Here is a 4,969-nt window from a genome sequence, read left to right on the forward strand (position 1 = left end):
TGCATCCACTGTACGAGGGTGTTTTTTGAAAGTTAAACAAACTAGCCGTAGTCTTGAGGTGGAGCTTTAGAGTTCAAGTAAACCGAGCCCGAGCAGCATCACGTCGAAGGGAGTCGCCGCCATGTCCGCCGCCACTTCGGAGTCCGCCGCCACTTCGGAATCCATCGCCACTTCGGAATCCACCATTCCGGAGTCCGCGGCCCCGGAACGCATGCCCGCCCTCTATCTCAGCCACGGCGCCCCGCCGCTCGCGGACGACCCCGTCTGGCCCGGCCAGCTCGCCGCCTGGTCCGCCGGTCTGCCCCGCCCGAAGGCGATCCTCGTGGTCTCCGCGCACTGGGAGGAGGCCCCGCTGGCCCTTGGCGCCACCGAGACCGTCCCGCTCGTCTACGACTTCTGGGGCTTCCCCGAGCACTACTACCAGGTGCGGTACGCCGCCCCCGGTGCACCCGAACTCGCCGCCAGTGTGCGGAAATTGCTGCGCGCCCCCAGCATGCCCGTGCAGGACGTCCCCGACCGCGGCCTCGACCACGGCGCCTACGTGCCGCTCGTCGAGATGTTCCCCGCGGCCGACATCCCCGTGCTGCAGGTGTCCATGCCGACCCTCGACCCGGTCCGGCTCATGGACATCGGCCGCAGGCTCGCGCCGCTGCGCGACGAGGGCGTGCTGATCGTCGGCTCCGGCTTCTTCACCCACAACCTGGCCGCGCTGCGGCACGCCGGCGGCGGCGTCCCCAGCTGGTCCGCGGAGTTCGACGACTGGGGTCGGCGCGCCCTGGAGAACCGTGACTGGGACGCCCTGCTGGACTTCCTCGGCAAGGCCCCGGCCGGCCGCTACGCCCACCCGCGCACCGAACACTTCGCCCCACTGTTCGTGACCATGGGCGTCGCGGAGGCCGGCGGCGAGCTCGATGCGCAGAAGTCGGTGATCGACGGCTTCTGGATGGGACTGGCGAAGAGGTCGGTGCAGTTCGGCTGAGGCAGGTACGCCTCCGCTGCGTAAGACGAGGGTGTGAAGGGTCTGGGGATTTCCCGAGAGTCCGGGTTTGCGGCAACCTTCCGGCGGTCCGGCCCGTCCATACGGGTAGGAGGCGGTCGGGAGTGACGCACTGCGCCATCGGTGTGAGGGGAGTCTCACTCCCGGGGGTGCCGACGGGTCCGCGAGGCCGCCGGGGAGTTTCCCGCTCCGTCCTGACCTGCGGTTACGTGGCCGTCGGCGGAGACACCGGGCGGCTGCGGTGCGACAGGATACTGCATGATCGGAAAATCAGGGGACGGGTTGGGAATTCTGTCCGGATTCCAGTCGTTGTTTCCATCGGATGCGGGGCACCCGAGGAGAGTTCTCAAAGCTCCGAAGAGAGTGCCAAGCGTCCCAAGGACCACCCGCTGACCCACCATCGCAAGGGAGCACGCATGGCAACCCGTGCCGTCGCCCGTCGTCAGTCCGCCACCGGCGAGACGGCCGACGCGGCAAGCAGTGTTCGCGCCCATGGCGGCGAGATCGCCGATCGCGACCTGGTCGGCATGTATCTCGACGAGATCGCGCGTACACCGCTGCTCGACGCCGCCAAGGAAGTCGAGCTGTCCCAGATCATCGAGGCGGGTGTGTTCGCGCGGCAGATCCTCGACGGGTACGAGGAGTCCGGGACGGACGCCGCCCGCGAGGAACTCGAGGCCCTGGTCGCCCAGGGCGAGCGGGCCAAGGACGTCTTCATCCGTTCCAACCTGCGCCTGGTCGTCGCCGTCGCCCGGCGCTACCCGCGCAGCGGCCTGCCCCTGCTGGACCTGATCCAGGAGGGCAACGCCGGCCTGGTGCGCGCGGTGGAGAAGTTCGACTACCGCAAGGGCTTCAAGTTCTCGACGTACGCCACCTGGTGGATACGCCAGGCGATCACGCGCTCGATCGCGGACCAGTCCCGTACGATCCGGCTGCCCGTCCACCTGGTGGAGGAGCTGGGCCGTATCCGCCGTGTCCAGCGCGAGTTCAACCGGGAGCACGGCCGCGACCCGGAGCCCGCGGAGATCGCCGCGGAGCTCGGCTCGACGCCCGAGCGGGTGACGGACGTCCTGGACTGGGCCCGTGACCCGGTCTCGCTGAACATGCCGGTGGACGACGAGGGCGAGACCCAGTTCGGCGACCTCCTGGAAGACACCTCCGCGGTGTCGCCCGAGCAGTCGGTGCTGACCCTGCTGCGCAGCGAGGAGCTCGACGACCTGATCGGCCGCCTCGACCAGCGCACGGCGTCCATCATCAAGATGCGGTACGGCATCGAGGACGGCCGCGAGCGCACGCTGACCGAGGTCGGCAAGGAGCACGGCCTCACCCGCGAACGCATCCGTCAGATCGAGAAGCACGCGCTGCTGGAGCTGAAGAGGCTGGCCCGCGACACCGGCTTCGACGCGGCGGCGTAACGCGGGCGGCCATACCGCCGACCGCGTACGCCCGGTGGCGAAAGACCGCGCAAACATGGCCGTGTACCGCCGCTTCAAGCGGCGGGGCCGTGGGAACAACCTTTCAGAGCCCAGGAGTTCGGTCCCCGAACCGGCTCAGGCTCCCTCGAGACGTACTGATGACTGCTGCTGACTGAGCGCGCACCGATGTCTGTCCTGAGCACGTACTGACGCCCCGAGCCACGTCCCGACGCACTCCCCCCGGCGCCGGGACTCTCCCCGAGCCGGGCTTCGGCGCCTCACCCCCCGGGCGCCGGGCCCGGCTCCACTTCTGTCCGGGACCGCCCGAGAGGCGGGCCACCCCGGACCTGAACCCCGGGGTGGCCCGCCGGACGGCAGATTGTGCCACACCGGCACAACCCGTCGGCGTGACGAACTCCCTCTCCCCTTCTCGGCGGGCGTCCTGCCCGACCGGGCACCCCGGGGCCGCGTCATCACCTTGTCGCCGTCTCGCCGTCTCGCTACTTCGCCGTACTCGCCGTGTTTGCCGTACTCGCCGTGCCCATCGCGTCCGGACACACCCGGAAGTCCGTTCATGCCCGATTGGATGCCCGGACCTGTTTACTTTCCGGACATACCGGCGTAGCCTCCTGAGTGAAGCCACAAGTTCGGGCATCAGTCGGAGGCGAACGGACATGTACGCACCGGAGCGGCAGCAGGAAATCCTCCGGCTCGCCCGGGACGGCGGACGGGTGGACGTCGTGTCGCTCGCCGAGGAGTTCCAGGTGACGGCGGAGACGATCCGCCGCGACCTGAAGGCCCTGGACCGGGCCGGTCTGCTGCGCCGGGTGCACGGCGGCGCCCTCCCGGTCGGCCGCCTCGACTTCGAGCCGGACCTCGCCGAGCGCGAGTCGACCGCGGCCGGCGAGAAGGACCGCATCGCCAAGGCGGCCCTGGCCGAGCTGCCGGCCGAGGGCACGCTCGTCCTCGACGCCGGTACGACGGTGGCCCGCCTGGCCGCCGCCCTGCCCTTGGAGGCCGAGCTCACCGTCGTCACGCACTCCCTGCCGATCGCGGCCCGCCTCGCGGACCACCCCGGCGTGCAGCTCCACCTCGTCGGAGGCCGCGTGCGCACCCGTACGCGCGCCGCCGTGGACGCCTGGGCGCTGCGCGCCTACGGCGAGATCCGCGCCGACGTGCTGTTCGTCGCCGCCAACGGCTTCTCCGTCGAGCATGGTCTGACCACCCCCGACCTCGCCGAGGCCGCGGTGAAGCGCGCGGCGATCGCCGCCGCCCGCCGCGTGGTGCTGCTCGCCGACTCCACCAAGCACGGCCAGGAGCACTTCGCCCGCTTCGGCGACCTGAGCGACGTGGACCTGCTGATCACCGACAGCGGGCTGAGCCCCGAGGACGCGGCCGCCATCGAGCGCGGCGGCACGGAAGTAGTACGCACATGATCGTCACCGTCACCCCCAATCCCTCCCTGGACCGCACCTACGAGGTCCCCTCGCTCGAGCGTGGCGGGGTCGTCCGGGCCACCGGTGAGCGCATGGACCCGGGCGGCAAGGGGGTGAACGTCTCGCGCGCGGTCGCGGCCGCCGGGCGGCGCACGGTCGCCGTGCTGCCCCTGGGCGGTGCGCCGGGCGCACTCGTCGCGGACCTGCTCCATGCGCAGGGCATCGAGGTCGCGTCGGTCCCCCTCGCCGGGGCCACCCGCTCCAACATCGCGCTCGCGGAGGCCGACGGCGTACTGACGAAGATCAACGCGCCGGGGCCCGAACTCTCGGCCGAGGAGCAGGAGTCGCTGCTGGAGACCGTGCGGCGGCAGTCGCGCGGCGCCGACTGGATCGCCTGCTGCGGCAGCCTGCCGCGCGGGCTCGCACCCTCCTGGTACGCCGACCTGGTCGCGCGGGCGCACGCCGCCGGCGTACGCATCGCGCTGGACACCTCCGGGCCCGCGCTGCTGGAGGCGCTGCGCGAGGGGCCGGACGTGGTCAAGCCCAACGCCCAGGAGCTCGCCGAGGCCGTCGGGCGCCCGCTGGCCACGGTCGGCGACGCGGTGAAGGCGGCCGAGGAGCTGCGCGGGCTCGGCGCCCGGACCGTGCTCGCCAGCCTGGGCGCCGACGGGCAGCTGCTCGTCGGCGGCGACGGCGCCTGGTACGGCAGCGCGCGCGTCGGCGCCGTCCGCAGCAACGTCGGCGCGGGCGATTCCTCCCTCTCCGGGTTCCTGATCGCCGGCGGCACCGGCCCCGAGGCCCTGGCCCTCGCCGTCGCCCACGGCGCGGCCGCCGTCCAGCTGCCGGGCAGCGTGATGCCGACGCCCGCCGACCTGGACCCGGCGGCGGTGTCGGTCACCGCGGACGTGCCCGTGGACCGCCCGCTGACGGAGCCGGTGTCATGACCGCCCGCCGGACCCGCACCAGGTGCCGTACGTCCGCGTGCCGTACGTCCCCGTGCCATAGGTCCCCGTGCCATAGGTCCCCGTGCCGTACGTCCGCGTGCCGTACGTCCGCGTGCCATAGGTCCGTGTGCCGTACGCCCGCTACGACGGTCCCGACCCCCTTCGCCTCCCCCCACA

4 protein-coding genes are annotated in these 4,969 nt (G+C 71.7%); all 4 read left to right on the top strand.

Annotated elements, in window-relative coordinates:
* Window positions 1-211 precede the first annotated feature (211 nt).
* The 4 genes from C1I97_RS31370 to pfkB all read left to right on the top strand — a co-directional run bounded on the left by C1I97_RS31370 (window position 212) and on the right by pfkB (window position 4,792).
* On the top strand, window positions 212-979 hold the full coding sequence (locus tag C1I97_RS31370) for a dioxygenase family protein (RefSeq protein WP_111006455.1): 768 nt from the start codon (window positions 212-214) through the stop codon (window positions 977-979).
* A 434-nt stretch (window positions 980-1,413) separates the two neighbouring features.
* Window positions 1,414-2,412, top strand: coding sequence for a sigma-70 family RNA polymerase sigma factor (locus tag C1I97_RS31375; protein ID WP_111006456.1), 999 nt, complete (start codon window positions 1,414-1,416; stop codon window positions 2,410-2,412).
* 674 nt (window positions 2,413-3,086) lie between these two features.
* Window positions 3,087-3,848, top strand: a complete 762-nt coding sequence (locus tag C1I97_RS31380; RefSeq protein WP_111006457.1) for a DeoR/GlpR family DNA-binding transcription regulator — start codon at window positions 3,087-3,089, stop codon at window positions 3,846-3,848.
* Window positions 3,845-4,792, top strand: coding sequence for a 1-phosphofructokinase (pfkB, locus tag C1I97_RS31385; RefSeq protein WP_111006458.1), 948 nt, complete (start codon window positions 3,845-3,847; stop codon window positions 4,790-4,792). Before C1I97_RS31380 ends, pfkB begins: the two co-directional genes overlap by 4 nt.
* Window positions 4,793-4,969: the final 177 nt, after the last annotated feature.

Origin of the sequence: Streptomyces sp. NTH33 (assembly GCF_003236365.1) — a bacterium.
Classification (GTDB): domain Bacteria; phylum Actinomycetota; class Actinomycetes; order Streptomycetales; family Streptomycetaceae; genus Streptomyces.